Consider the following 25,371-nt stretch of genomic DNA (forward strand, 5'->3'; position numbering starts at 1 on the left):
TAATTGATGTTGATTATTCATCGCAGGCTGAACAGGTTTTGTATGAATAAGTTTACCTTCTTTTTTTGTTCTTTATTTTGGATGTGTTCTTAATGGTATTTACCTGACTTTTAGATTGTCATCTAAATATAACCACAGATGATCATTTAATAATCTGGCCTTCCTTTTTGATTTTATCGTCGCGTTTTAATGCATTGTTTTTATTGTGTTTTTAATTTTAATATTTAATTACCCATGCTAATTGTCTGTATTCGGACTTAATGGAAAGACTCATTGAACCTTTTTCCTTTGAGACGGCATAATCCTTTTCGCAATATATCATTGTAATGGTTATTTGACGGACAAACTTGCTTACGTCCCTGAGGAGGGATGACTCAATGCAAACATGGAAAAAGAAACTGGTTGTATCTCAAATTGCATTAGCCTGTACACTGGCTATCGCTTCTCAGGTAAATGCTAAAGATATCTCGGGGACAACCTATAATACTTTTGGTTACGACAGTACGGTTACGTCACCCTGGTATTATGGCTATGCCGACTGGGACTATTCAGACACGTCGAGCGACGACGATATCTACCCGGTCATCAACAAGTCCACGGTGAATGGCGTTATCTCGACCTATTATCTTGATGACGGTGCGAATGGCCGCGCGAATTCCCTGTCCATCACCAACAGCACAATCAATGGCATGATCACCTCCGGGTGTATGACAACGACATGTGCAGACGGGGTAGATACTGACGGGACAACCCACGCGCAGTACGATCGTTTTAGCCTGACGGTCGATAACTCGACCATTAACGACATTTATGAGCATTACGCTTATAACGTGACGGATGGTGATACCAGCACCACGCAGTATCTGGACACCTATGGTCTGGGTAACGCGATTACGCTGGATGTGGAATCCGATATTGTTATTCAGAATAACTCACGCATCGCGGGCATTACCCTGACGCAAGGGGAGCAGGAGCTGGATAATACGCCGTATGACAGTGTTGAGGGTGTTGCGAACAGCAGTAACGTCTTTACCAATACTCTGGTCGTGAAAGACTCCGTGCTGACCTCTGGCGCATACAGCGATCTGGGCACCTCTGGTTTCTACGGCCAGACGGCGAAGCCGAGTGATTACGCTGAAACTAACGCGACCTCCGCTGATGATGCCGCCCTGATTGTCGCAGCCAGCGCAGCGGATAATGCGATGCAAACCACCGCTACGTTCGACAACTCCACCATCACGGGCGACATTCTTTTCTCCAGCACCTTCGATAACAACTTCTATGTGAACGGCGATCCTGCCACCGATACCACGGATGATGGGGTATACAACCCTACTACCAACGGTTGGGATGGCACCGACAAGCTGGATGTGACGCTGAATAATGGCAGCAAATGGGTCGGCGCAGCTCAGTCCAGCGTTGAGGCCATTGGTGAATCGCAGATGTACGGTCTGGGTTACAGCAGCGTGGACTGGACCGCCCTGACGGCGAACAGCATCTGGCCAACCTCAACCTTCGACAGCACCGGCCACGTGGCGGGCGAGGCGGTGTATCAGAGCGGTCTGTTTAATGTGACTCTGAACGGCGGATCCGAATGGGATACCCGTAAGACATCTAATATCGATACCCTGACCGTGAACAGCGGCTCGCAGGTGAATGTTGAAGATTCGGGTCTGCTGGCAGATAGCATTACTCTGACCGGCGCGTCTTCCCTGAATATCGGAGACAGTGGTGGTGTTGCGACCGACAGCCTCTATCTGGACAGCGGTAGCCTTGCAACGTTGACGGAAGAAACCGCCGGGCTGTACGCCAATACCATCACCGTGGATAACGGTGCTGAGCTGGCGCTTGGCCTGGGCCAGGTTGACACCCACAACATGGTGTTGACCGACGGCGGTGTGCTGAATGTCGCCAGCCGCGACTACGTGCTGAACAGCGATCTGAACAACGCCCGCTATATCACCAACGATCGTCATGCGACGGATTACGACTACGGTGTGGTTGCGCTTAATGCCGATGGCCACCTGGCCGTGAACGGTGAAATTGCCGGCAACTACAGGGTGCGCATTGATAATGCCACCGGCGCAGGCTCTGTTGCTGATTATAAAAATAATGAAGTTATTCGCGTTTACGATAATAACGCCAACACCAAAGCCACCTTTACTGCGGCAAACAAAGCGGATTTAGGTGCGTATACCTATAAAGCGCTGCAACAAGGCGATACCGTCGTTCTGCACCAGCAGGAGCTGACCGACTACGCGAATATGGCGCTGAGCATCCCTTCTGCAAATGCCAACATCTGGAACCTCCAGCAGGATACGCTGAGCACACGTATCACCAACAGCCGCCATGGTCTGACGGATAACGGTGGTGCCTGGGTGAGCTTCTTCGGTGGGAATCTTGATGGTGACAACGGGATCATCAGCTACGACCAGGACGCCAGCGGCATTATGGTCGGTGTGGATACACACATCGACGGCAATGACGCGAAATGGCTGATCGGTGGTGCTGCGGGCTTCGCAAAAGGCGATCTGAGCGATCGTAGCGGTCAGGTTGATCAGGACAGCCAGACAGCAATGGTTTACTCCTCTGCGAAGTTTGCCAGCGATGTCTTTATTGATGCTTCTCTGAGCTACTCACGTTTCAATAACGATCTCTCCGCCACCATGAGCAACGGTCAGTATGTGGATGGTAACACCACTACAGATGCCTGGGGCTTCGGCATGAAACTGGGTTACGACTGGAAGGTTAACGAGTCTGGCTATGTGACACCATACGCGGCGATGTCCGGGCTGTTCCAGTCTGGCGACAACTACCAACTGAGCAACGATATGAAGGTGGGCGATCAATCCTACGATAGCCTGCGTTACGAAGTGGGTGTTGATACCGGCTATACCTTCAGCTACGGCTCCGATCAGGCGCTGACCCCGTACTTCAAACTGGCATACGTGTATGACGACGCTGACAACAGCGCCGATGTTAACGGTGACAGCATTGATAACGGTGTGAAAGGCTCTGCGGTGCGTGTAGGTCTGGGGACACAGTTCAGCTTCACCAAAAACTTCAGTGCTTATTCAGATGCAACCTACCTGGGCGGCGGCGACGTCGAGCAGAACTGGGGTGCCAATGTGGGCGTGAAGTACACCTGGTAATATGTTTTGTCCGGGGAGGTTCGCCTCCCCGTATTGTTAATCACGAAAAGACAGCGATAGAGCGCCATCAGGCAAGGACGACTTGAGGTTGGCATGGACCATTACGCAAAACCACTTCCCGAATTTACCCGGCTTGAAAAATGCCTGGCCCCTTACAGCACGCCTTTTCATCTTTCCGGTGAACAAACCCTTTTTGGCGACTGTTACGACGATGACCACTACACCCTGTTTCTGCAAAGCGGCACGTTAACCATTAACCGCCAGCAGGACGATCTGCTGGTCGAGATTATTACCGCGCCGTTTATCCTGGGCCTGAATGCCGGCATGGCAGGCTGCGGGTCACAATATACGCTGATTGCACAAACACCGTGCTCCGGCTTCTATCTTCCGGCTGATGCCACTCGCAGCTATATACAGCAAGCGCATCTGTGGCGCGATGCCTTCTGCTGGCTTTCGTGGAACCACAAAATGATGGAATCCCGTGACGGGCAACTGGTGGGGAATAACTCCTACAGCCAGATCCGCTCGACGCTGCTGGTAATGGCGGGTTGGGACGAAACGCTGCGCTCGCGGGTCGGCGTCATGAACTACATTCAGCGACGCACACGCATCTCGCGTTCGGTCGTCGCGGAGGTACTGGCCGCGTTACGGCAGGGGAATTACATCAATATGAGCCGGGGCAAACTGGTCAGTATCAACCGTTTGCCCGCGGAATATTAGTCACTTTACGAAGCCGGAACGACCTTCTCTTTATTGGCGCTCAGCTCGGCAACTAAATTATTAATACCGTCACTCATATTGACGAAACGGGTATTCGGCGAGCGGGTCACAACCACAAATGCGCCCACGTTTGCCTGCGGGATCATCGCCATATAGGTGATAAAGCCACCGCCACCACCGGTTTTCTGAATGATCCCCGGGCGACCATTTTTCGGTGCCAGATAGACCCAGCCCATACCGAGTGCATCCGCTTTGCCCGGCACGTCCATGCCAATCACACGGTGCAGCTGATTACGCTGGTAAATCAGCGTTTGCATTCGATCGGCCTGGTTGCTGCGAGCGTAGAAATCAGAAGAGAGGAATTGTTGCATCCAGCGCATCATGTCGCCCGGCGTGGAGTAAACGCCGCCACTGCCGATAGCTGCCAGGGTGTTATTACACGGACTCGCCCCTTTTTCCGCCACCATCAGGCGCCCACACTGGTCGGGGGAAGGGGTAAAGGTGGTGTCTTTCATGCCCAGCGGACGCGTGATTTGTTCTTCAAACAGCTGCGGATACGGCTTGCCGGATGCCGTTGATAACGCATCGGCAAGCAGATCAAACGCCAGGTTGGAATAGGAAGCCTGCGAACCCGGCTCGGATTTCAGCGTCGCCGTGTTCAGGTAGCTCCAGCGTTGTTCCCGCGTTGGCCAGACGAAGACCGCACGGTGTGCCGCGCCGCCGGGTTGTTCACGCGGCAGGGCACTGGTGTGAGTCGCCAGATTCACCAGCGTGATCGGAGCACCCTGATAGGTGGGAACATGTGCGCCTGGCGGGGCATATTTACTGAGCGGATCGTTGAGTTTAACCACGCCCTGATCGAGCATTTTCACCAGCATTTCGCTGGTCATTAACTTGGTTAATGAGGCGATACGGATAACCGAATCCAGCTGCGGGTGGATATTATTTCCTGGACGCGTTTCCCCAAAGCTACGGAACACACGCTGGTTACCGTCGATAACCACCAGCGCCATACCGGTTGCACCGCTGCCGTAATAGATAAGGTTAGCGTAGCGGTCGGCAATATCTGAGGCAAAAGCAGGGGCTGTCAGCGGCTGGGCTGCCTGGGCGGTAGACAGGCTCACCGCACACAGCGCGGCGAAAGATAACAGACAACGTTTCAACGAAATGCATCCATGAAGTGAATGAAGAAATTAATGCGTATTTATACTACTAATCGGCGCGGTGCAATGGGTCGAATTGCATAACGATAGCGAGAAAAACGTAACCGCGGGTAAATAAGAACAATTTCCTGGATCGCAGTCTCCCATTTTGTGACATCGGGCTTATGATAGTCGTTTATCTCACTCAATCTTTCGGAGAGGGCTATGTCTGAGAAGCGTGTGGTTATGGTTGTCGATATGCAGCAAGGCGTGTTTGAAACGCCGCGTCATCAGCGCGAACAGTGTGTTTCCCGCATCAATCAGCTCACGAAGGCTGCCGACACGGTCATTTTTATTCAACATACCGAGGCCGGCGGGCTTGAAGAGGGGAGTGAAGGGTTTGCGCTGCTGCCTGAAGTAGAACAGCCTGCGGGGGCATTTTATGTCACCAAGACCGCCTGTGATTCATTCTATAACACCGGGCTGGAAGCACTGCTGCGTGAGCAGGATATTCAAGCGTTTGTCATTTGCGGCTGTGCCACCGATTACTGTGTCGATGCCACCATCAAAAATGGCGTGAGCCGTGGCTATCACATTACGGTAGCGGAAGATGCCCATACCACCGCAGACCGCCCGGCGGCGCAGGCGCAAATCCTGATTAACCACCATAACGATGTCTGGCGTAACTTTATTGCCCCCCTGAACCCACCGAAGGTGAAATTCACCGAAACAATTCTCGAAAACTGGGAAGCGAACTAATAATAATCCATCGGGTCTGACCTTTTTGCCCGGGCCAGCGCGCTGGCCCGTAGCAGCGTTTTCGTTTGGTGATATGTTGAACACAGCAACAGCCATAACAACAAGAAGGAAGCATTATGTTTAAGTCTTTTTTCCCAAAGCCGGGGACTTTTTTCCTGTCGGCATTTATTTGGGCACTGATCGCTGTCATTTTCTGGCAGGCGGGCGGCGGCACGTGGTTAACACGCATCGTGGGTGCAACGGGCGAGGTGCCCATTAGCGCGGCTCGCTTCTGGTCGCTGAGCTATCTGCTGTTTTACGCTTACTATGCCGTGTGCGTTGGCCTGTTTGCGCTGTTCTGGTTTGTCTACTCTCCGCATCGCTGGCAAAACTGGTCGATTCTGGGGACCTCGCTCATCATCTTCGTCACCTGGTTCCTGGTGGAAGTGGGTGTGGCGGTAAACGCCTGGTACGCACCATTCTACGATCTGATCCAGACCGCGCTGAGCGCGCCGCATAAGGTGACGATTAACCAGTTCTACCATGAGGTCGGGATCTTCCTCGGCATTGCACTGATTGCGGTTGTGATTGGGGTGATGAACAACTTCTTTGTCAGCCACTACGTTTTCCGCTGGCGTACCGCGATGAACGAACACTATATGGCGCACTGGCAACATCTGCGTCATATCGAAGGTGCTGCACAGCGTGTGCAGGAAGACACCATGCGTTTTGCCTCCACGCTTGAAGATATGGGCGTGAGTTTTATCAATGCCATTATGACGCTGATTGCCTTCCTGCCGGTGCTTGTCACCCTTTCGGCGCATGTTCCCGATCTGCCGATTGTCGGGCATCTGCCATATGGCCTGGTGATCGCTGCGATTGTCTGGTCGCTGATGGGGACGGGCTTGCTGGCGGTGGTTGGGATCAAACTGCCCGGGCTTGAGTTTAAAAACCAGCGCGTGGAAGCGGCCTACCGTAAAGAGCTGGTCTATGGCGAAGATGATGTGAACCGCGCCTCGCCACCGACCGTACGCGAGCTGTTTGGCGCGGTGCGCCGTAACTATTTCCGCCTCTATTTCCATTACATGTATTTCAACATTGCCCGTATTCTGTATTTGCAGGTCGATAACGTTTTCGGTTTGTTCCTGCTATTCCCGTCTATTGTTGCGGGTACGATTACGCTCGGTCTGATGACGCAAATCACCAACGTCTTTGGTCAGGTTCGTGGTTCGTTCCAGTATCTGATCAGCTCCTGGACCACGCTGGTTGAACTGATGTCTATCTACAAGCGTTTACGCAGCTTCGAGCGTGAGCTTGACGATCGTGATCTTCAGGAAGTGACCAATACATTTAGCTAATACAGGGAGTTGCTATGCCATTTGCCGTACCACGCGCGTTACCGTTGTCCTTGCTGGCCGCCTTCGTTCTGGCGGGCTGCGCCGAAAAAGGGGCCGCCCCGCTTAAAGAGGGTGAAAAACCACTGGATGTGGCAAGCGTCGTGCGGCAAAAAATGCCCGCCAGCGTGAAGGATCGCAATGCGTGGGCGGATGCATTAGCCAAAACCTTTGAAAGCCAGAAGATTGCCCCCACCGAGGAGAATATCTGCTCGGTGCTGGCCGTCGCTCAGCAGGAGTCGATGTACCAGTCCGACCCGGCGGTGCCAGGGCTGAACAAGATTGCCTGGAAAGAGATAGACCGCCGCGCTGAGTCAATGCATATCCCGGTATTCCTGGTGCATACCGCACTCAAAATCACCTCGCCAAATGGCAAAAGCTACAGCGAACGGCTGGACACGGTGAAAACCGAGAAACAGCTGAGCGCCATTTTTGATGATTTCATCAGTATGGTGCCGATGGGGCAGAAGCTGTTTGGCTCGCTTAACCCGGTCCATACCGGCGGGCCGATGCAGGTCAGCATCGCGTTTGCAGAAAAACACACCGATGGCTATCCGTGGAAAATCGAAGGCACGGTGCGCCAGGAAGTGTTCTCCCTGCGGGGGGGACTCTGGTTTGGCACTTATCATCTGCTGAACTATCCGGCCAACTACAGCGAGCCGCTGTACCGCTTTGCTGACTTTAACGCAGGCTGGTACGCCAGCCGCAATGCTGCATTCCAGAGCGCTGTGAGCCGCGCCAGCGGAGTGAAACTGGCGCTGGATGGCGATCTCATTGCTTATGGCAGCAGCGAAGCGGGCACCACTGAGCTGGCTGTGCGTAAATTGTCTGCGAAACTGGGGATGAGCAACAGCGAGATCCGCCGTCAGCTGGAGAAAGGAGACAGTCTGGCGTTTGAGAAAACGGATCTGTATCAGCAGGTATTTAAGCTCGCAGAGCAGAAGAGCGGCAAGGCGCTACCAAAAGCCATTCTGCCGGGGATCCAGCTTGAGAGCCCGAAGATTACGCGTAGTCTCACTACCGCCTGGTTTGCAAAACGCGTGGATGAACGTCGGGCTCGCTGTATGGCGCTTTAACGATGGTGGCGACGCCAGCGCAGCACAAGGGCCACGACGCCCAGGATCATGCAGCCTGCGAGGAAGGGAATTAACCCGAAGACCGTGCCGACACCGAAGCCTATTTCTACCTGAGGGCGGCCCGTATCCTGAACCTGCATCAGGTGTTCATAGACGCCTGGCGCATGGACCAGCATATTAAGAAGCTGTGAGCCTGCCCAGAAGCAGAACAGCACAAACAGGGCATAGGCGATATTGCCTGCCGTAGAGGTTTTTGGTTGTTTGCCGCCAAAAATCGGTTTCGACAATGTAAAATCAGCCATAAAGACCTCCCGTAATATCACTCTGCTCAAAAATGCGTCGTACAGGTGGAGTCTGACAGGTCATAGCATTTGTCAATATCAGAATCGTGGTAATTTGCCCTAAGGAATTCTCCTGGATTGTCGATTTCTGCATCGGATCACAGTTTTATGACTTAAGTGAAATTGCGACACGTTTAAGAATTCCCGCATCCCGCCACAGACCTGGTCGCGAAACTGTGAGAGGATGTCTTTTTTTCTGCCGGAGTCCCCATGAAGCTCACTTCCAAACTACGCCGTGACTGGCATTATTACGCCTTTGCTATCGGCCTTATTTTCATTCTCAACGGGGTTGTGGGGCTGCTGGGATTTGACGCAAAAGGCTGGCAAACCTATGCCGTCGGCATGGTGACGTGGGTGATCAGTTTCTGGCTGGCGGGATTAATTATCCGCCGTCGGCCTGAAGAGGCGACAGCGGATACAACGGATACGGCAAATAAAGTCGATTAGCCGTTTACGGAGCTTTTGAGGGCGCTGTCGGCAGCGTGACGCTCCAGCGCCAGTTCGATCAGGCGGGTGATCAACTCTGGGTAGCTGATACCGCTCGCCTGCCACAGTTTTGGATACATGCTGATATTGGTAAAGCCCGGCAGCGTGTTGATCTCGTTAATCACCACTTCGTTTTCTGGCGTCAGGAACACGTCGACACGTGCCATGCCGGCACAGCCCAGTGCCTGATACGCTTCAACGGCGATCGCGCGGATCTTGTCGTTAATGGCTGGATCGATAGCCGCTGGCACCACTACCTGCGCGCCTTTGTCATCGATGTACTTGGTGTCGTAAGAGTAGAAATCGCTGTTTAACACCACTTCGCCACAGGTGCTCGCCTGCGGGAAATCGTTGCCCAGTACCGCACATTCAATTTCGCGGCCTTTGATGCCCTGCTCAACCACCACTTTATGATCGAACCCGAAAGCCAGGCGAACGGCTTCATTGAACTGCGCTTCGCTGTTCACTTTGCTGACCCCAACAGAGGAGCCCTGATTGGCAGGCTTAACGAACAACGGCAGGCCCAGTTGGGCGCTGATGCTGGCGAAGCTGTGTTTGTCGCGGTTGGCGCGGGTGAGGGTGATAAATGGCGCAATGTTCAGCCCGGCATCGCGCAACAGGCGTTTCGTAACGTCTTTATCCATGCAGGCGGCGGAGCCCAGCACATCAGAGCCGACAAACGGCAGGTTTGCCATACGCAGCATCCCCTGCAAGGAACCATCTTCACCCAGGGTGCCGTGAACAATCGGGAAAATAACCTCGATTTGCGCCAGTGCCTGCGCATTACCTGCGTCGATAAACTGCCCCTGAACTTTGCCCGGGATAGTGGCAACGCTGATTTCAGATGGATTAAGCGCGATATGTGCCGGATCGTCAGAATTTAACAGATATTGGCCGGCATCATTGACATGCCACTGACCCTGTTTATCAATGCCCAGCAGTACAACCTCGAAGCGGTTTTTATCAATCGCATCGACAATATTCTTTGCCGATTGCAACGACACCTCGTGTTCTGCTGATTTTCCCCCAAAGACAATACCCACCCGCTGCTTAGCCATTTCACTCTCTTCCAGTCTGACGAAAAGCCTATAACATACCACGATGCCCTGCGGGTTTCCCGGCCTTCTGCCATAATGTTTGGGTGTGGTTTTTAAAGCATAAATCACCACCTGCTAACGGATAATTTGTGACATATTTCACAAATATGATGACTGGGAAGATAAAACACCAAAGTCATCCATGTCCGCATCTCTGGCGCTACGTGAATGCACGTAACTTGCTAATCTGTAGGCGAATTCGCCTAAAAAATGAAGATTGCGCCTGTTATGGAATCCTGGAAAGTTAACCTTATATCGGTCTGGTTTGGCTGTTTTTTTACCGGACTTGCCATTAGCCAGATTTTACCGTTCTTACCACTGTACGTTTCGCAGCTGGGTGTTTCATCCCATGAAGCGCTTTCGATGTGGTCGGGTCTGGTGTTCAGCGTCACGTTTCTGGTTTCTGCCATTGTCTCGCCTATGTGGGGCAGTCTGGCAGACAGAAAAGGGCGCAAGCTGATGCTGCTGCGCGCATCGCTTGGGATGGCGGTGGCAATACTGCTCCAGGCTTTTGCCACAAACGTCTGGCAGCTGTTTGTACTGCGCGCCCTGATGGGACTGACATCCGGGTATATTCCTAATGCCATGGCGCTGGTGGCATCGCAAGTGCCACGTGAGCGTAGCGGCTGGGCGCTTAGCACCCTTTCAACAGCCCAGATAAGCGGCGTGATTGGCGGCCCGCTGATGGGGGGCTTCCTGGCCGACAACGTGGGATTGCGGGCTGTATTCTTTATTACGGCAGCACTTCTGGTGATAAGCTTCCTGGTCACCCTGTTTTTGATCAAAGAGGGTGGGCGACCGGTTGTAAGCAAGTCAGAACGCCTGAGCGGGAAAGCCGTGTTTGCCACGTTACCCTATCCGGGCCTGATGATTAGCCTCTTCGTCACTACGATGGTGATTCAGCTTTGTAATGGCTCGGTCGGCCCGATCCTCGCGCTGTTTATTAAATCGATGGAGCCAGACAGCAACAACATTGCGTTTCTCAGCGGGATGATTGCCGCTGTACCGGGCGTCTCGGCGCTGATGTCTGCACCGCGTTTGGGGAAATTGGGTGACCGGATTGGTACGGCGCGCATATTAATGGGCACGCTGATTTTTGCCGTTGTGCTGTTCTTTGCCATGTCATTTGTCACGTCGCCGCTACAGCTCGGGGTATTACGCTTCCTGCTGGGCTTTGCCGATGGTGCCATGTTGCCTGCGGTGCAAACGCTGCTGGTGAAATATTCCAGCGATCAGGTTACGGGACGTATCTTTGGATATAACCAGTCGTTTATGTATTTGGGGAATGTCGCAGGCCCGCTGATGGGGGCATCTGTTTCGGCAATGGCAGGGTTCCGTTGGGTATTTGCCGCCACGGCCGTGGTTATCCTGGTGAATATCATCCAGCTGGCTTTTGCGCTTCGTCGTCGTCAGCAAATAGCGCAGGCAAAATCGTCGCGCTAATACGCCACGATATACATTATATATTCTTATGGTGGTCGCATTTTTATATAACGAAATGCGACCTGCCTTTGCGTGATATTCCCGCTTCGCCTTGATGGGTTTTAATAATAGAAAAACGTTTCGCTGATAAGTTATGTCATTTATTTTGGCTATAAAATCAATTTTGCATAAGATAATACTCAACACCGCTTTGCATTATTGGTTCGGAATGTTAAGTTCAGAAAAAATGACATAAGGAAATAGCACAGTGAAAAATCTCATTGCTGAGTTGCTGGTCAAGCTTGCACAAAAGGAAGAGGAGTCCAAAGAATTGGTCGCTCAGGTTGAAGCGCTGGAAATTGTGGTCACTGCGCTGCTAAGGCAGATGGCGAAAAACGATCAGCAAACCTTGATTAACAGCGTTGAAGTGGCGCTGGAGAGCGCCCGACCAGACTCACTGGTTCCGGTAGAGGATGCGCAATTGCTTCAGCAATACGTAAAGAAGCTATTAAGGCATCCACGCAGTTAAACCGTCATCAAACCTGACGGCGTGTCATAGAAATGTCATGCAGGATGCCTATAGTCGCTCTGTTTTATTTTTTATGTATTTGTACATGGAGAAAATAAATTGAAACAGAGCGCACTTTTCATTGCATTAATACCCCTGTTATTTACCCCTGTTATTCATGCTGAAACCACAAGTACCAGCGTACTGGATAATCGCGCCGCTCAGGGTGATATCACCCAGCCTGGTGGCGCTCGTCGTCTGTCAGAAGACCAGACCGCTGCCATTCGTGCTTCACTGAATGAGAAGCCGGCCAAAAATATTATTCTGCTGATTGGCGACGGTATGGGTGATTCTGAAATTACCGCTGCGCGAAATTATGCCGAAGGCGCGGGTGGCTCCTTTAAGGGTATTGATGCATTACCCTTGACCGGGCAATACACCCATTACGCACTGAATAAAAAAACCGGTAAACCGGATTACGTCACAGACTCAGCCGCCTCGGCAACGGCATGGTCAACCGGCGTGAAAACCTACAATGGCGCACTGGGTGTGGACATCCACGAAAAAGATCATCAAACCATTCTGGAAATGGCGAAAGCGGCGGGGCTGGCAACCGGTAACGTCTCTACCGCTGAACTCCAGGATGCCACCCCGGCAGCGCTGGTGTCGCATGTTACCTCGCGTAAATGCTACGGCCCGTCTGTGACCAGCGAAAAATGCCCGACCAACGCGCTGGAAAAAGGGGGGAAAGGTTCGATTACCGAACAGCTTCTGAACGCCCGTGCGGATGTGACGCTGGGTGGTGGCGCAAAAACCTTTGCTGAAACGGCAACCGCTGGCGACTGGCAGGGAAAAACGCTGCGCGAACAAGCGCAAGCGCGTGGCTACCAGCTGGTAAGCGATACTGCCTCTCTGGCGGCGATCACCCAGGCGAATCAGGATAAACCGCTGCTGGGTCTGTTCTCTGATGGCAACATGCCGTTGCGTTGGGAAGGCCCGAAAGCCTCTTACCACGGCAACATCGACAAACCTGCGGTGACCTGTACGCCGAATCCTAAACGTGACGACAGCATCCCGACGCTTGCAGCCATGACGGATAAAGCCATTTCCCTGCTGAGTAAAAGTGAAAAAGGCTTCTTCTTGCAGGTCGAAGGCGCGTCAATCGATAAGCAAGATCATGCGGCGAATCCGTGTGGTCAGATTGGTGAAACGGTTGACCTGGACGAAGCGGTACAGAAGGCGCTGGAATTTGCGAAGAAAGACGGAAATACCCTGGTGGTGGTGACTGCTGACCATGCGCACTCCAGCCAGATCATCCCGCCAGAAACCAAAGCACCAGGCCTGACCCAGGCGCTGACTACCAAAGACGGCGCGGTGATGGTGATGAGCTATGGCAACTCTGAAGAAGAGTCGATGGAACATACTGGCACGCAGCTGCGTATTGCTGCCTACGGTCCACATGCGGCAAACGTGGTAGGGCTGACGGATCAAACCGATCTGTTCTACACCATGAAAGCGGCACTTGGTCTGAAGTAACAGACACACCCGGCAGAAATCGCCTCTGCCGGGTGGTTTTTTCCCCACCACGAACCAGACTTAGAGTGAATGTTCACAAAAGGATGGTGCAATGAAAATAACATTTCTGGTTACCCTGCTCTCTGGCGTGTTTCTGATGGCTTCAGCAAACGCGGCAGAAAAAACCTTAACCCCTCAACAGCAGCGCATGACGACCTGTAACCAACAGGCCACGGCGCAGACCCTCAAAGGAGATGCGCGTAAGACGTATATGAGCGATTGCCTCAAAAATGGTGCATCAAAGCCAGAGGAAAAAAGTCTGACGCCACAGCAGCAGAAAATGCGCGAGTGCAACGTCCAGGCGACCGAGCAATCGCTTAAGGGCGACGATCGTAATAAATTCATGAGCGGTTGTCTGAAGAAAAAAGCCTAGTTCTAACGGGTGAGTTGTCGTGACGGCTCACCCGAAAATTCATACTTTCCCCGAAGTACCCCTCTCTATAATTTGGGAAAATGTTTCAGAATATTCCCAAAAAATGATGAATGACGAAAATTTTTACAATAGCGAAAGCATTCGGGAAGAGTGGCATCATAACCTTTCTCAGGATGACCCCCACCGTTCCGGCACCCAGTTTGCCCGGCGGGTAAGACTGGCGCGTATGGTTGGTCTGGGGGCGATGTTTTTCCCCATATCGGGCGTTCTGGTAACGCATTCTCTTCCCGGCGGCTGGTGGCTACTGCTGGTTGGCTGGGCGTTTCTCTGGCCGCATCTTGCCTGGCAGCTGGCCTGCCGTTCCCCTGACCCGTTCAACCGTGAAATGTATAACCTGAAGGTCGATGCCATCATCGCAGGGATATGGATTGGGCTGATGGGGGTGAACGCACTGCCCACGGCGGCGCTGGTCATGATGATAGGCATGAATATGATGGGCTCTGGTGGCTGCCGTTTGTTCCTTGCTGGCGTGGCAATGACCGTGTTGACGGCGCTTGCCACACTGCAACTCACCGGCCTTGTTATCACCTTTTCCCCTCAGCCGCTGGAGTGGTGGCTGACGCTCCCCATTTTGGTGCTTTACCCCATGCTTTTTGCCTGGGTAAGCCATCGCACGGCAATCCGACTTGCCGAACATAAGAGACGACTGGAGCTGATGAGTACCCGTGATGGCATGACCGGCGTGTTTAACCGTCGCTACTGGGAAACGCTGCTGCGTAACGAATACGAAAATTGCCGTCGAAGCCAGCGCACCGCGACAATACTGCTCATCGATATCGATCACTTTAAGAACATTAATGACACCTGGGGGCATGATGTGGGTGATGAGGCGATTATCGCTATCACGCGTCAGCTGCAACTGACGCTGCGTGCAGGTGATTACATTGGGCGTTTTGGCGGTGATGAGTTTGCGGTGATTATGTCGGGTACGACGTCTGAGAGCGCCATTGCGGCCATGTCCCGGGTGCATGAGCGTCTGACCAAATTATCATTACGGGGCGCACCTGCCGAGCGGCTGCGAATTAGCGTCGGGGTCGCACCCTGGGGACCGCAGTTTGGGCACTATCGTGAATGGCTGAAAGCGGCAGATGTCGCTTTGTATAAAGCGAAAAATGCCGGACGCGGTCGCACCGAAGTGGCGGCCTGACGCCCGACAAGTTATATCAGGACTTACTGAGTTTTTCTGATTTTTCCATGCATTTTGCCATCGCTTCGATGACGGCAGCACGGAACCCGCGCTCTTCGAGCACACGCACAGCTTCAATCGTTGTGCCGCCAGGCGAGCACACCATATCTTTCAGTTCACCCGGATGTTTCCCTGTTTCGAGTACCATTTTGGCTGAGCCCATGACTGCCTGAGCGGCAAATTTGTAAGCCTGCGCGCGCGGCATCCCGCCCAGCACGGCTGCATCTGCCATTGCTTCGATAAACATAAAGACATACGCAGGCGCAGAACCACTTACCCCCACAACCGGGTGGATCATCGACTCGGCAATCACTTCTGCTTCACCGAAGCAGCGGAAAATATTCAGCACATCAGCGGTATCTTCCGTGGTGACCAGGGCGTTCGGGGTGACAGATGTCATACCGGCGTTAACCAGCGATGGGGTGTTCGGCATGGCACGGACAATTTTGCGGTCGTGCCCCAGGGCACGAGCCAGCTGGTCCAGAGTGACGCCCGCGGCAATCGACACCACCAGGGTATCTTTATTCAGGCTGGAGGTAATCTCGCTCAGGACTTTGATCATGATGTTCGGCTTAACGGCGCCAAAGACGATATCAGCCACCTGGGCGACTTCCTGCGCGCTTTCAGCGGCATTGATGCCGTACTCATCACGCAGGGCGGCGACTTTATCCGGTGATGGGGTATAGACCCAGATCTGCCCTGGCAACACCTGACCGCTGGCGATCAGACCGCCCAGGATCGCTTTGCCCATGTTGCCGCAGCCGATAAAACCGATTTTCTTCTCCATCATGCCTCTCCGTTCTTATGCGTTGTTGTTTATGATCGATAGCGTTGCGTTATAGCTTAACAACGAAAAGCAGGGGACAATAGTCGGCAATGTCATTATGAGGAGACAATATGGCGATTTGGGTTGATGCGGACGCCTGTCCGAATGTGATCAAAGAGATCTTATTCCGTGCCGCCGATCGCGTGCAGATGTCGTTAACGCTGGTGGCAAACCAGAATATTCGTGTGCCGCCATCCCGGTTCATTCGCGCCATGCGCGTGCCTGCCGGGTTTGATGTGGCTGATAATGAGATCGTGCGTCTGTGCAGCGCTGGCGACCTGGTGATCACCGCCGATATCCCGCTGGCTGCTGAAGTGCTGGAAAAAGGCGCAGCGGCGCTCAATCCGCGTGGTGAGCGCTACTCGCCGGCAACCATTCGGGAAAAGCTGACGATGCGCGATTTTATGGATACCCTGCGAGCCAGTGGCGTGCAGACCGGCGGACCGGACAGTTTGTCCCAGCGCGACCGTCAGCAGTTTGCTGCTGAGCTGGATAAATGGTTACTGGAAGTGAAGCGCCGCTCTGCGTAATGATAACCATTGTCAATTTGTGGTACAGTGTGGCATCCACAGGGTTGTCATCACGTACCGCTTTGCAGTAAAGTTAACGCAACATCCGCTGCAATCATTTCTTTACAGCCTTCAGCCATCCGGCATCAAGGGGAACACCTTTTTATGACCCAACCCATCTTTTTAGTTGGCCCCCGTGGCTGTGGGAAATCCACCGTTGGTCTTGAGCTGTCGCGCGTATGCCACAGTCAGTTTGTCGATACCGACCACTGGTTACAGACTCATGCTGGACGAAGTATCGCAGAGATCGTTGAGCAGGAAGGCTGGGCCAGCTTCCGCGCGCGCGAAACCGCGACCCTTGAAGCCGTGACGGCACCTTCGACGGTCATTGCAACGGGAGGCGGCATTATCCTGGCGGAATGTAATCGTCAGTTTATGCGCGAAAAAGGGATCGTGATTTATCTTTGCGCACCGGTTTCTACCCTGGTCGGGCGTCTGGAGGCGTTCCCGGAAGAGGGGCAGCGTCCTACCCTGACCGGCAAACCGATAAGCGAAGAGGTGAGTGAAGTGCTGGCGGAACGCGACGCGTTATACCGCGAGGCGGCACATCATGTTGTCGATGCCTCTTTATCTCCTGAGCAAGTTGTCCATTCTATCGTGACAGCGCTGCGTCTGGCGTGCGCCAGTTAGCGGGCGACTATACTTATAGTTCACTCCCCTGACTTACGGATGAACTATGCCAAACCGACCTCCTTATCCTCGTCTCGCACGCATTGTTATCGTCGAAAAAGGTCATCCGGGGCATACCGTGACCTGGTTTCAACTGCGTGCCGATTATCCCTATGCAGATTCGTTAATCAGTGAACACGAGACGGAGCAAGAAGCGCTGGATGCAAAGCAGCGCTACGAAGATCCCGAAAAATCCTGAATAAATTCTCAAACCGCGCATTACCGTGCCCGAATCACACTTTTCACTCAATGGAAATGTTAAGCAGAGGTTAAAGTTAAGTTATTACAGACGGATTCAGATAGGCCAGTAGATCTTTACATTTCAGCGTAAGGATCTGCTGCTACGCTTGGTGCTGTTTTGTTGAAAAAATGAGCTGTGCAGCGAAGTGAGTCTGTACCTGTGTGGCAGTTGCGGCAGTAATGGAAGGCGAACAAAATGAAGGCGACGTTGGCGATCCTCACCATTGGTGTGGTGCCTGTAAGCGAAGTATTACCGCTCTTAACTGAGCATGTCTCTGAACAACAAATCACCCATCTTAGCCTGTTGGGTAAGATGAGTCGGGAAGAGGTCATGGAAGACTACGCTGTTGAAGAAGGAGAGGATCTCCTGCCGACGTTATTAAGTGACGGTAAACTGGCGAATGTGTCACGTCAGAAAATTGAGCGCTCACTTCAAGGGGTCATTGAGGTGCTCGATAATCAGGGTTATGACGTTATTTTACTGATGAGTACGGCCCCGATAAAGGGGCTTGTCGCGCGTAACGCCATATTGCTGGAACCGATGCGGATTATTCCGCCGCTGGTGGCCTCGATTGTTGACGGTCATCAGGTGGGGGTGATTGTCCCTATTGAGGAGCTGCTGGAAAACCAGGAGGCGAAATGGAGCGCGCTTGCGCAAACGCCTTTGTATGCTCTGGCAAACCCCATTACGGATAGCGAGGCAAAACTGATTGCATCCGGGCAGGCGTTGCTCGACGAAGGGGCGGATGTGCTGATCCTGGACTGTCTCGGTTTTCATCAGCATCACCGGGATCTTTTGCAAAAAGCGCTTGATGTACCGGTTCTGTTATCCAACGTTCTGATGGCGCGTCTGGCATCAGAGCTTCTGGCGTAATGATTTTGCGTGACAGGCTATGAGCATGGCCCCTATAGTGGATTTTTATCGATAAATATAAGGGCCAGTTCATGCTTCAGAGTAACGAATACTTTTCCGGTAAAGTGAAATCCATTGGTTTTACCAGCAGCAGCACTGGCCGCGCCAGTGTGGGCGTAATGGCTGAAGGGGAATACACCTTTGGCACGGCTGAAGCCGAAGAGATGACAGTGGTCAGCGGCGCGCTGAATGTATTACTGCCAGGTGAAACCGAGTGGAAAGTGTTTGCCGCAGGACAAGTATTCAACGTCCCTGGCCACAGCGAGTTCCATTTGCAGGTTGCTGAGCCTACGTCTTATCTGTGTCGCTACCTGAAATAAAAAAAAGCCGGGTGGCGCTACCGCTTACCCGGCCTGTGTTTTTGGCCTGTTACCTCTGCGCTTCTCCGCCGAGGCCTTCCACCAGACTCTGAATTAACGCTGCCAGTTCACCGGTCATCAGGATAAAGTCAGCATCAAAACGCTGAGCGTAATCTTCCCGGTCGATATCTTCGTTCTGGTCACGCAGTTCATCGCAGAATTTCAGACGTTTCACAGAGCCGTCATCGCACATGACAAACTGAATGCGCTGCTGCCAGTCAAGCGCCAGCTTGGTCACCAGTTTACCCGCTTCGATGTGGACCGCGATTTCATCGCATACCAGATCCTGTTTTTTCGCGCGGATCACGCCGCCATCTTCGAGGATCGCTTTTAATTCTGCTTCATCAAGCAGCTGGAACCCCTGAGGCGCCGCGCCGCTGCGCACCCATTCGGTCAGCGTCAGCTCGATAGGGTTTTCCATGGTCAGAGGAACCACTGGCAGGGAGCCCAGGCTCTTACGCAGCAGGGCCAGCGTATCTTCCGCTTTTTTGGCGCTGGCGCAGTCAACCATGATCAACCCGTTTACGGTGTCGATCCACATCATCGTCTGGCTAAAACGGCTAAAAGCGCGCGGTAGCAGAGAGTGCAGCACTTCGTCTTTCAGTGAATCTTTTTCGGTTTTTTTCAGCTTGCGGTCCTGTTCGGCTTCCAGCTTGAAGATCTTCGCTTCGAGTGCCTGCTTCACCACCGGTGAGGGCAGGATCTTCTCTTCTTTACGGGCGCAGACAATGATTTGACCCGTGCTGCTGGCGTGGGTCAGCGCATCACTTTGTGAACCCATCGGAGGAACCCAACCGGTTTTTGCCATATCCTGGCTACCGCAAGGGGTGAAGGTGTAAGCGGCTAACTGTTTTTCCATCTCTTCAGCACGCAGCGAAACGTCGCGGCTAAGACGGTAAACCATCAAATTTTTGAACCACAGCATGATAATTTCCACGGCCTTGTCGTTAAATCAGCGGGCATGATAACGAATTGTCGCAGTGCTTGCATTGCTAATCGGGTAACCGGCTTCTACTCTGTTGATAATCAAAATAATGAGGAGTGTCTTGTGCGTATTGGGATTGATTTGGGCGGCACCAAAACCGAAGTCATCGCGCTGAGCGAACAGGGGGAGCAACTGTTCCGCCACCGTCTGCCTACGCCACGTGATGATTATCACCAGACCATTGAGACGATCGCGCGTCTGGTCGAGATGGCAGAGCAGGCGACAGGGCAAACCGGTACCGTGGGAATGGGCATTCCTGGCTCGATTTCGCCGTACACCGGCGTGGTGAAAAATGCTAACTCCACCTGGCTCAACGGCCAGCCTTTTGATAAAGACTTGAGCGCGCGCCTGAGCCGCGAAGTGCGTCTGGCGAATGATGCCAACTGTCTGGCAGTTTCGGAGGCCATCGATGGGGCTGCCGCAGGTGCCCAGACGGTGTTTGCGGTGATTATCGGAACAGGGTGTGGCGCAGGGGTAGCCTTTAATGGCCGTTCCCACATTGGCGGCAACGGCACGGCAGGCGAATGGGGGCATAACCCTCTGCCATGGATGGACGAAGACGAGCTGAAATATCGTGCTGAAGTGCCGTGCTATTGTGGCAAACAAGGGTGTATAGAGACGTTTATCTCCGGCACCGGTTTTGCGAAGGACTATCATCGCCTCAGTGGGCAGCCGCTGAAGGGCAACGAGATCATGCGCCTGGTTGAGGAGCACGATCCTGTGGCGGAACTAGCCCTGAGCCGCTACGAAATGCGGCTGGCGAAGTCGCTGGCGCATGTTGTGAATATTCTCGACCCCGATGTGATTGTCCTGGGGGGAGGGATGAGCAATGTTGATCGTCTGTACGCCACGGTACCAGGTCTGGTGAAACAGTGGGTGTTCGGCGGCGAGTGTGAAACCCCGATCCGCAAAGCGGTGCACGGGGATTCCAGCGGTGTGCGCGGTGCTGCGTGGTTGTGGCCAGAATAAAGGCAAAACAGCAACGTGTGTTGCTGTTTTTAATGTTTGTTCCCTCTCCCCGTGGGAGAGGGCCAGGGTGAGGGCACCAGACCGCACAGAATTACCCCACCATCACTCCACCGCAAACACCTTATCCAGCCTGCTATACCCAAGCCCGTTAATCTTTTTCACCTTAATCTGCACCGGAATTCGTTCTTTCATCGCCTCAACGTGGCTAATCACACCGATGGTTTTTCCGGTCGCGTTCAGCGCATCCAGCGCATCCAGCGCGGTATCCAGCGTTTCACTATCCAGCGTGCCAAACCCTTCATCCAGGAACAGAGAGTCAATGCGCGTTTTATGACTGACCAGGTCAGAAAGCGCCAGCGCCAGCGCCAGGCTGACGAGGAAACTCTCACCACCCGAAAGGGTGCGGGTGTCACGCACCGCGTCAGCCTGCCAGGTATCAACCACTTCCAGCTCCAGCGCGTCGCTCGCTTTACGCTGGAGCAAATAGCGGCCGTGCAGGCGGTTAAGCTGCTGGTTGGCAAGCCAGACCAGATTATCCAGCGTCAGCCCTTGGGCGAATTTACGGAACCTGTCGCCGGTGCTGGAACCTATCAGCGCGTTGAGATAACCCCAGTCTTCGGCAAGGCGCGCGGCCTCATCGATTTGCTGCATCAATGCCTGCTGATGCAGACGGTTATCGCTGTCCTGCTTAAGCTGCTGGCGGATTTCACCCTGGTGAGTGGTATTCTCGCGCAGCCTCTGCGCCAGCTGTTGCAGTTGCGCCTGCAAGCCAGGGACATCGCAGTCTGCCCCTTCCGGGCGCAGTTGCAGGTGTCCTTGCAGCTGCTGATTCGCTTGCCCAAAGAGTGCTGTTGCCTGCTGATTCTGGTTTTCCAGCGTCTGTTTCAGTTGTTCAAGGCGAAGATGCGTGTCGTTATCCAGAAGTGCGGCCAGGAATGCCTCCTGGTCGGCAAAAGTACTTGCTGCCAGTGCGGCCGCAAACTGAGCCTGCAACTGCTGCATACGCTCACTTTCCAGTCCTTCCTGCTGCTGGAGAGTCGCAAGCTGGCTTTGCAGCGAGACACACTCATTGTGAATGTCGCGCCAGTTATCCGGGATAATGGCTTCGGCCTCTGCGGTATCCGTCTCCGGCAGCGTATCGAGCAGTGGCGTCAGGGCGTTAATACGCTCCTGTATAGCGCTGTGCCGGGTTTGATTCTCCTGCCAGCGCGATAATTCGTTTTCGCGCTCGGTCAGCCAGACGGCTTCAGCACCCTCTTCAGGTGCGGTCAGCGACAGCGCGCTCAGCATATTTTCCAGCGTCTGACGGGTTGCGGCCCACTGTTGCTGATACTGTCGCTGCTGCTCTTCCTGCTCGTTGAGCTGGTTTTGCAGCGTCAGGCGCTGGCTCAGCTGATAAAGCTGGCGCTCATAGTGTTCCTGCTCGTTCATCCACGGGGTGATATCATCCTGAATATTCAGATGAATATTCAGCGTGCCGCACACCTCTTGCCATTCGTTAGTAAGTGATTGCTCTTCCTGGGATAAGGTTTGCACCTCAGCGGATTCGCGCTGGATCTGTTGGGTCAGGGCGTTAACCTGCCCCAGAACCAACAAACCTTCCTCTTTCAGCGCCGCGACCTCTTTTGCCAGCTCGTCGCGGCGACGCTGGTTGGCACTGAGTTCCAGCGCCTGATATTCCGTTACCGCCGGATGCGTTGTTGAACCGCACAGCGGGCAAGGGTGCCCGGCCTGTAACTGGGCGCGTTCGGCTTCCAGACTTTTGATTTTCTCTTCTTGTCTGCAAAGCTGTTCGACATCCAGATAGTGCTGGTTTTTTTCTTTGTATTGCTGCCTGCGCAGCGCAAGGGTGTCGTTGAGTCTCGCCTGGTCAGCCTGGGCTTTTTGCACGCTTTCGCCATATTGTGCCAGACGTTTTTGCAGTGGTTGATAGCGCGCGTGGAGTGTTGTCAGGCGCTGGCGTGCGGTGCGCGACTGGGCTTGCTGCTCCATCGCCACCGCAACCTCTTCGGTCGTCAGCGTCAGGCTGCTCACCGGCAAACCGGCCAGTTTTTGACGCAGTTCCGCAAGGCGGGCGGTGAGTGCAACAAGCTGATGTTTATCACGACTCAACTGGGTGAAATGGGCACGCCATCCGGCAATTTCCTGGCCCCACTGGCGAAAACGCTCGTTCCCGGCAAGCCACTGGGCGAGCGTTGTCAGGTCAGTTTGCAGTTGTTCGCGAGTGCGTAACGCGCCGTTGCGCACTCGCGCCCGCTGTGCGTTTCTTGCCTGTAAGCGAGTATTTACTTCAACAATTTGCTGCTGTGTCTGCGCAAGGCGAGTGGTCTGCTCGCGCTGGCTCTCCCAGAGCGGACGCAGCGCGGCGGCAGGCTGCGCCAGCTGAAGTTTTGCCAGCTCTGGCCCGGCATCAGCCAGTGCCTGCTGCGCCTGCTGCTGCAACGCCGTGGCGTGTTGTTGTTCGCGCAGCAACTCGTCATGACGCGTAAGCCACTGAAAGGTTTGCTGTTGACTCTGCTGTTGCGCCAGCAGGGCTTTCTCTTCGTCAGTAAGTACCTGCAAACTTTGCTGCAACTGCTGTTGCTGCTCTTCACTCAACAGCACCACGCCAGCAGCCTGGGCCTCGCACATCTCCAGGGCGCTGCGGGCCGCTTTGTGTTGTTCATATACTCGCGCTGAAATCTGGCCGTAGATCTCGGTGCCGGTGAGTTCTTCGAGTAGCTCGGCGCGATCGCCGGGTTTCGCATTAAGAAAGGCAGCAAATTGCCCCTGAGAGAGCAGCATCGAGCGGGTAAAACGATCGTAATCCAGGCCCGTCAGGGCAGCGGTTTGTTCAAGCTTGTCCGTCACTTTATCGGCAAGGATTTTACCGTCTTCACAGCGCGCCAGCTCCACGCGCGGGGCCTGTAAGTTGCCGTCTGGCTGGTTACGCGCCCGGTTCTGGCTCCAGAACGCGCGGTAAGCCGTGCCTTTTACTTCGAACTCTACTTCCGCCAGACACTCGGCGGTATCGCGCGTCATCAGGTCATTTTGCGCCTGAGAGACTTTTTGCAGGCGCGGCGTTTCGTGGTACAGCGCAAGGCAAATGGCATCCAGCAGCGTGGTTTTACCCGCTCCGGTGGCACCGGTTATAGCAAACAGCCCGTTGCTGGCAAAAGGCTCAGCGGTAAAATCGATTTTCCACTCACCCTTGAGTGAGTTGAGGTTTTTCAGACGCAGGCTCAGGATTTTCATGCGTTCTCTTCCTCGTCATTCAGTGAGTGCAGCGTATGGGCGAACAGCTCGTTCAGCCGGGCGCGTTTTGCATCGTCCATTTCTTCCTGGGCCAACCGGCGTTCAAAAACCTCTTCGACCTTCAGCTCGCTGAGCGTTTCGCGCTGAGCGCTCAACAGAATTTTCTCGCGCTGTTCGCGGCTACGGCGCACCAGCAGCACCTCGACGGGCAAATCTTCCGTTAAGGCCTGAATTTTACGCTGCATATCATGCAGATATTCATCGGTGGTGATTTCGATATCCAGCCAGACCGGTGGTTCTTGCGCCGCGCCGCGCCACTGCTCAAGCTGAGTGGTGATGGCCGCCAGGTCGCCTTTGAGTACCGCGAGCGGTTGGGTGACCGGAACCTCCAGCGTATCGACGACGCTAAGTTTGCCAGCGGTAAACGTCACCAGATGCACGGATTTGGCTTTGCCCGTCTCGTCAAAACTCAGGGAAATCGGGGAGCCGCAATAGCGAATATGTTCGCTGCCGCCAATCATCTGCGCGCGGTGAATATGCCCCAGAGCGATGTAATCCGCAGGCGGGAAGTTTTGCGCCGGGAAAGCATCGAGTGTGCCGATATAAATGTCACGTACAGCGTCACTTTTACTGGCGCCAACGGTGGTCAGATGCCCGGTGGCAATCACGGGAATCGCCTGTTTACCGCGAAGGGCGCAGGCTGCTTCATACTGCTGGTGGTAGTAGTCGGTTATGCTCTGCAACAGGTGCTGCTGCTTTTCACCGCCGGAAAGCCCGGCCTGGCTCTGAACGATATCTCTCGGACGTAAAAAAGGCACCGGACACAGTACCGCACCCGGCGTCCCGTCGCGTTTTTTCAGGATCTGCGGTGCGTGCCTGGCGCTGGCGACGACCGTCGTGTTGAGGAACGCGAGAATATCGCGGGATTCATTCAGCGTTGCCACGGAGTCGTGGTTACCCGCAACAATCACCAAATGACAGCCGGTTTGCTGTAAGTTAACGACAAAACGGTTATACAGTTCGCGTGCATAGCTTGGCGGTTGCCCGGTATCAAAAATATCCCCGGCAACGATGATGGCATCAACCTGATGCGACTGAGCAGTTTCCAGCAGCCAGTTCAGGAAGGCTTCATGTTCTGCGGCGCGGCTTTTGCTGTAAAAATTTTGACCCAGATGCCAGTCCGAGGTGTGAAGTATGCGCATAACGGTTCCGTGGCAAAAAAATGAGGATAGGATTATAAACTTTCAGAGAACGGAAAATAACCGCTGTAATAAAACAACAGTTTGCCATTTATAGTGGTAATGTTTTTCATAAATCTGTCATAAATCTGACGCATA

Annotated in this window: 24 protein-coding genes; 17 read left to right on the forward strand and 7 right to left on the reverse strand. The window is 53.7% G+C overall.

Annotation, left to right across the window (positions count from 1 at the left end; translation table 11 throughout):
- Positions 1–377: 377 nt before the first annotated feature.
- Positions 378–3,152, forward strand: a complete 2,775-nt coding sequence (locus ACT9TW_RS09935) for an autotransporter outer membrane beta-barrel domain-containing protein (protein WP_446492261.1) — start codon at positions 378–380, stop codon at positions 3,150–3,152.
- A 93-nt stretch (positions 3,153–3,245) separates the two neighbouring features.
- A complete protein-coding gene (locus ACT9TW_RS09940) occupies positions 3,246–3,872 on the forward strand; it encodes a helix-turn-helix domain-containing protein (protein ID WP_182059776.1) in 627 nt (208 codons plus the stop codon).
- 5 nt (positions 3,873–3,877) lie between these two features.
- Here ACT9TW_RS09940 and ampH read toward each other — a convergent pair whose 3' ends face one another.
- Positions 3,878–5,035, reverse strand: coding sequence for a D-alanyl-D-alanine-carboxypeptidase/endopeptidase AmpH (gene ampH / locus ACT9TW_RS09945; protein ID WP_446492262.1), 1,158 nt, complete (start codon positions 5,033–5,035; stop codon positions 3,878–3,880).
- Positions 5,036–5,239: 204 nt separating this feature from the next.
- On the opposite strand from ampH, the gene ACT9TW_RS09950 reads away from it, so the two are divergent.
- From ACT9TW_RS09950 to ACT9TW_RS09960, 3 genes are all read left to right on the forward strand, one after another.
- Complete coding sequence (locus ACT9TW_RS09950; RefSeq protein WP_446492263.1) at positions 5,240–5,773, forward strand: isochorismatase family protein; 534 nt, start codon at positions 5,240–5,242, stop codon at positions 5,771–5,773.
- Between the two features lie 116 nt (positions 5,774–5,889).
- Entirely contained in the window at positions 5,890–7,110 is a 1,221-nt protein-coding gene (gene sbmA, locus ACT9TW_RS09955; RefSeq protein ID WP_446492264.1) for a peptide antibiotic transporter SbmA, read from the forward strand.
- 14 nt (positions 7,111–7,124) lie between these two features.
- Positions 7,125–8,222 carry a DUF1615 domain-containing protein gene (locus tag ACT9TW_RS09960; RefSeq protein WP_446492265.1) on the forward strand — a complete coding sequence of 366 codons (1,098 nt, stop codon included), beginning with the start codon at positions 7,125–7,127 and terminating at the stop codon, positions 8,220–8,222.
- On the opposite strand, the gene ACT9TW_RS09965 is transcribed toward ACT9TW_RS09960, so the two are convergent.
- Positions 8,219–8,524: a YaiY family protein gene (locus tag ACT9TW_RS09965; RefSeq protein WP_182059781.1), complete on the reverse strand. Its 306-nt coding sequence runs from the start codon at positions 8,522–8,524 to the stop codon at positions 8,219–8,221. The genes ACT9TW_RS09960 and ACT9TW_RS09965 overlap by 4 nt on opposite strands.
- Before the next feature lie 249 nt (positions 8,525–8,773).
- Here ACT9TW_RS09965 and ACT9TW_RS09970 point away from each other — a divergent pair, with 249 nt between their 5' ends.
- Positions 8,774–9,010 carry a DUF2754 domain-containing protein gene (locus ACT9TW_RS09970; protein WP_259834929.1) on the forward strand — a complete coding sequence of 79 codons (237 nt, stop codon included), beginning with the start codon at positions 8,774–8,776 and terminating at the stop codon, positions 9,008–9,010.
- On the opposite strand, the gene ddlA is transcribed toward ACT9TW_RS09970, so the two are convergent.
- A complete protein-coding gene (gene ddlA / locus ACT9TW_RS09975; protein WP_446492266.1) occupies positions 9,007–10,107 on the reverse strand; it encodes a D-alanine--D-alanine ligase in 1,101 nt (366 codons plus the stop codon). The two genes, ACT9TW_RS09970 and ddlA, sit on opposite strands and share 4 nt — an antisense overlap.
- 267 nt (positions 10,108–10,374) lie before the next feature.
- Between ddlA and ACT9TW_RS09980 the strand changes: the two genes are divergently transcribed.
- From ACT9TW_RS09980 to adrA, 5 genes are all read left to right on the forward strand, one after another.
- Complete coding sequence (locus tag ACT9TW_RS09980) at positions 10,375–11,589, forward strand: multidrug efflux MFS transporter (RefSeq protein ID WP_436354090.1); 1,215 nt, start codon at positions 10,375–10,377, stop codon at positions 11,587–11,589.
- 247 nt (positions 11,590–11,836) lie between these two features.
- Positions 11,837–12,097, forward strand: coding sequence for an anti-adapter protein IraP (gene iraP / locus ACT9TW_RS09985; protein WP_446492267.1), 261 nt, complete (start codon positions 11,837–11,839; stop codon positions 12,095–12,097).
- A gap of 99 nt (positions 12,098–12,196) precedes the next feature.
- Entirely contained in the window at positions 12,197–13,612 is a 1,416-nt protein-coding gene (phoA, locus tag ACT9TW_RS09990) for an alkaline phosphatase (protein ID WP_446492268.1), read from the forward strand.
- A 91-nt stretch (positions 13,613–13,703) separates the two neighbouring features.
- The gene (gene psiF, locus ACT9TW_RS09995; protein ID WP_182059787.1) at positions 13,704–14,024 is read left to right on the forward strand and encodes a phosphate starvation-inducible protein PsiF; all 321 of its coding nucleotides are present in this window, start codon (positions 13,704–13,706) and stop codon (positions 14,022–14,024) included.
- Positions 14,025–14,127: 103 nt separating this feature from the next.
- Positions 14,128–15,231: a diguanylate cyclase AdrA gene (gene adrA / locus ACT9TW_RS10000; protein ID WP_446492269.1), complete on the forward strand. Its 1,104-nt coding sequence runs from the start codon at positions 14,128–14,130 to the stop codon at positions 15,229–15,231.
- A gap of 16 nt (positions 15,232–15,247) precedes the next feature.
- Here the strand turns inward: adrA and proC are convergent, their stop codons facing one another.
- Positions 15,248–16,057: a pyrroline-5-carboxylate reductase gene (gene proC, locus ACT9TW_RS10005; protein WP_446492702.1), complete on the reverse strand. Its 810-nt coding sequence runs from the start codon at positions 16,055–16,057 to the stop codon at positions 15,248–15,250.
- 110 nt (positions 16,058–16,167) lie between these two features.
- On the opposite strand from proC, the gene ACT9TW_RS10010 reads away from it, so the two are divergent.
- The 5 genes from ACT9TW_RS10010 (at position 16,168) to ppnP (ending at position 18,807) form a co-directional block, all read left to right on the forward strand.
- A complete protein-coding gene (locus ACT9TW_RS10010) occupies positions 16,168–16,626 on the forward strand; it encodes a YaiI/YqxD family protein (protein ID WP_182059789.1) in 459 nt (152 codons plus the stop codon).
- A gap of 144 nt (positions 16,627–16,770) precedes the next feature.
- On the forward strand, positions 16,771–17,295 hold the full coding sequence (gene aroL / locus ACT9TW_RS10015) for a shikimate kinase AroL (RefSeq protein ID WP_182059790.1): 525 nt from the start codon (positions 16,771–16,773) through the stop codon (positions 17,293–17,295).
- A 46-nt stretch (positions 17,296–17,341) separates the two neighbouring features.
- Positions 17,342–17,533, forward strand: a complete 192-nt coding sequence (locus tag ACT9TW_RS10020; protein WP_182059791.1) for a YaiA family protein — start codon at positions 17,342–17,344, stop codon at positions 17,531–17,533.
- A gap of 237 nt (positions 17,534–17,770) precedes the next feature.
- Positions 17,771–18,448 carry an AroM family protein gene (locus ACT9TW_RS10025; RefSeq protein ID WP_446492270.1) on the forward strand — a complete coding sequence of 226 codons (678 nt, stop codon included), beginning with the start codon at positions 17,771–17,773 and terminating at the stop codon, positions 18,446–18,448.
- A 71-nt stretch (positions 18,449–18,519) separates the two neighbouring features.
- Positions 18,520–18,807: a pyrimidine/purine nucleoside phosphorylase gene (ppnP, locus tag ACT9TW_RS10030; RefSeq protein WP_006176849.1), complete on the forward strand. Its 288-nt coding sequence runs from the start codon at positions 18,520–18,522 to the stop codon at positions 18,805–18,807.
- Between the two features lie 49 nt (positions 18,808–18,856).
- Here ppnP and rdgC read toward each other — a convergent pair whose 3' ends face one another.
- Complete coding sequence (rdgC, locus tag ACT9TW_RS10035) at positions 18,857–19,771, reverse strand: recombination-associated protein RdgC (protein WP_446492271.1); 915 nt, start codon at positions 19,769–19,771, stop codon at positions 18,857–18,859.
- Between the two features lie 123 nt (positions 19,772–19,894).
- On the opposite strand from rdgC, the gene mak reads away from it, so the two are divergent.
- Entirely contained in the window at positions 19,895–20,800 is a 906-nt protein-coding gene (gene mak, locus ACT9TW_RS10040; protein WP_182059794.1) for a fructokinase, read from the forward strand.
- 102 nt (positions 20,801–20,902) lie between these two features.
- On the opposite strand, the gene sbcC is transcribed toward mak, so the two are convergent.
- Entirely contained in the window at positions 20,903–24,034 is a 3,132-nt protein-coding gene (sbcC, locus tag ACT9TW_RS10045) for an exonuclease subunit SbcC (protein WP_446492272.1), read from the reverse strand.
- Positions 24,031–25,236, reverse strand: a complete 1,206-nt coding sequence (sbcD, locus tag ACT9TW_RS10050; protein WP_446492273.1) for an exonuclease subunit SbcD — start codon at positions 25,234–25,236, stop codon at positions 24,031–24,033. The genes sbcC and sbcD overlap by 4 nt, the downstream gene beginning before the upstream one ends.
- Positions 25,237–25,371: the final 135 nt, after the last annotated feature.

This window comes from Enterobacter sp. C4G1 (assembly GCF_052886895.1).

What these genes read in the sequence shown, in the direction of transcription:
- sbcC (WP_446492272.1), bottom strand. Translation starts at nt 24,034, where the DNA reads ATGAAAATCCTGAGCCTGCGTCTGAAAAACCTCAACTCACTCAAGGGT.
- ppnP (WP_006176849.1), top strand. Translation starts at nt 18,520, where the DNA reads ATGCTTCAGAGTAACGAATACTTTTCCGGTAAAGTGAAATCCATTGGT.
- psiF (WP_182059787.1), top strand. Translation starts at nt 13,704, where the DNA reads ATGAAAATAACATTTCTGGTTACCCTGCTCTCTGGCGTGTTTCTGATG.
- sbmA (WP_446492264.1), top strand. Translation starts at nt 5,890, where the DNA reads ATGTTTAAGTCTTTTTTCCCAAAGCCGGGGACTTTTTTCCTGTCGGCA.
- ACT9TW_RS09960 (WP_446492265.1), top strand. Translation starts at nt 7,125, where the DNA reads ATGCCATTTGCCGTACCACGCGCGTTACCGTTGTCCTTGCTGGCCGCC.
- ACT9TW_RS09970 (WP_259834929.1), top strand. Translation starts at nt 8,774, where the DNA reads ATGAAGCTCACTTCCAAACTACGCCGTGACTGGCATTATTACGCCTTT.
- ACT9TW_RS09940 (WP_182059776.1), top strand. Translation starts at nt 3,246, where the DNA reads ATGGACCATTACGCAAAACCACTTCCCGAATTTACCCGGCTTGAAAAA.
- rdgC (WP_446492271.1), bottom strand. Translation starts at nt 19,771, where the DNA reads ATGCTGTGGTTCAAAAATTTGATGGTTTACCGTCTTAGCCGCGACGTT.
- aroL (WP_182059790.1), top strand. Translation starts at nt 16,771, where the DNA reads ATGACCCAACCCATCTTTTTAGTTGGCCCCCGTGGCTGTGGGAAATCC.
- ddlA (WP_446492266.1), bottom strand. Translation starts at nt 10,107, where the DNA reads ATGGCTAAGCAGCGGGTGGGTATTGTCTTTGGGGGAAAATCAGCAGAA.
- ACT9TW_RS09950 (WP_446492263.1), top strand. Translation starts at nt 5,240, where the DNA reads ATGTCTGAGAAGCGTGTGGTTATGGTTGTCGATATGCAGCAAGGCGTG.
- ACT9TW_RS09965 (WP_182059781.1), bottom strand. Translation starts at nt 8,524, where the DNA reads ATGGCTGATTTTACATTGTCGAAACCGATTTTTGGCGGCAAACAACCA.
- ACT9TW_RS09980 (WP_436354090.1), top strand. Translation starts at nt 10,375, where the DNA reads ATGGAATCCTGGAAAGTTAACCTTATATCGGTCTGGTTTGGCTGTTTT.
- adrA (WP_446492269.1), top strand. Translation starts at nt 14,128, where the DNA reads ATGATGAATGACGAAAATTTTTACAATAGCGAAAGCATTCGGGAAGAG.
- ACT9TW_RS10010 (WP_182059789.1), top strand. Translation starts at nt 16,168, where the DNA reads ATGGCGATTTGGGTTGATGCGGACGCCTGTCCGAATGTGATCAAAGAG.
- ACT9TW_RS10025 (WP_446492270.1), top strand. Translation starts at nt 17,771, where the DNA reads ATGAAGGCGACGTTGGCGATCCTCACCATTGGTGTGGTGCCTGTAAGC.
- sbcD (WP_446492273.1), bottom strand. Translation starts at nt 25,236, where the DNA reads ATGCGCATACTTCACACCTCGGACTGGCATCTGGGTCAAAATTTTTAC.
- ACT9TW_RS10020 (WP_182059791.1), top strand. Translation starts at nt 17,342, where the DNA reads ATGCCAAACCGACCTCCTTATCCTCGTCTCGCACGCATTGTTATCGTC.
- ACT9TW_RS09935 (WP_446492261.1), top strand. Translation starts at nt 378, where the DNA reads ATGCAAACATGGAAAAAGAAACTGGTTGTATCTCAAATTGCATTAGCC.
- proC (WP_446492702.1), bottom strand. Translation starts at nt 16,057, where the DNA reads ATGGAGAAGAAAATCGGTTTTATCGGCTGCGGCAACATGGGCAAAGCG.